At 68.1% G+C, this 1,167-nt stretch carries 1 protein-coding gene; it reads right to left on the reverse strand.

From position 1 onward, the window contains the following. A partial coding sequence (spt, locus tag METY_RS20725) for a serine palmitoyltransferase (RefSeq protein WP_103123283.1) occupies positions 1 to 1,167 on the reverse strand: 1,167 nt, incomplete at both ends.

Below are 1,167 nucleotides of genomic sequence, written 5' to 3' on the forward strand. Positions count from 1 at the left end.
GAATTCGCGTCCGATGCGGGTCATGAGGGCGATGGCGAAGTCGATGTGCTCGTCGGCGTGGGCGGCGCTGACGCTCGACCGCAGGAAGGCGGACGAGTTCGGCGTCGCGGGCGGCAGCGCGAGGTTGAGGTACATGCCCTCGTCCAGCAGCCGCTTCCAGAACGCCACCGCGACGTCGGGGTTGTCGATGATGACCGCGACGATCGGGGTGCACTCCGGGCCGACGTTGAAGCCGGCGGAGCGCAGGCCGTTGTAGAACCGGCGGCTGTTCGCGGTCAGCCGGGTCCGGCGTTCCGGCTCGCGCCGCAGCGTCTTCAGCGCCGAGATCGTCGAGGACATGATCGAGGGCGGCAGCGAGGCCGTGAACATGTAGGGGCGGGAGGCGAGCCGCAGGATCTCGAAGCCCTCGAGGCTCGAGACGCAGAAGCCGCCGACGCTGGCCAGGCTCTTCGAGAAGGTGCCGACGACGAAGTCGACGTCGTCCTCGACGCCCTCGCGCTCCGCGAGGCCGCGGCCGTCGCGGCCGAGCACGCCCATGGAGTGGGCCTCGTCCACCATCAGATAGGCGCCGTACTCGCGCTTGACGTCGACGAACTCCTTCAGCGGGGCGGTGTCGCCGAGCATGGAGTAGATGCCCTCGACCACGATCAGCTTGTCGCCGGGCTGGCCGTCCATGCGGCGGAGGCGCTTGGCGAGGTCGTCGGGGTTGTTGTGGCGGAAGCGGACCACCGGCGCGTGGCCGAGGCGCGAGCCGTCGTAGATCGAGGCGTGGCTGTCGGCGTCGAGGAACAGGTGGTCGTCCTTGCCGACGAGCGTCGAGATCATGCCGAGGTTGGCCTGATAGCCGGTCGAGAACACCATGCAGTGCTTGCGGCGGTAGAAGTCCGCGAGCTCGCGCTCGAGCTCGGCGTGGACTTTGTAGCTGCCGTTGGCGATGCGGGAGCCGGTGGTGCCGGTGCCGTGGTGGCGGATGGCGTCGGCGGACTGCTCCATGGCGACCTCGTCGAAGGTCAGCCCGAGGTAGTTGTTGGTGCCGAACAGCAGGGTCTTCTTGCCGCGCACCACGCCTTCGACCGAGGACAGAATGTCGTCGAACCGCACCGAAAACGGATCGGCCCCGCTCTGCTTCAGACGATCGTACCGCGCCTCAAGCGCCGCAAACTTACC

This window comes from Methylopila sp. Yamaguchi, assembly GCF_002897035.1.
GTDB lineage: Bacteria > Pseudomonadota > Alphaproteobacteria > Rhizobiales > Methylopilaceae > Methylopila.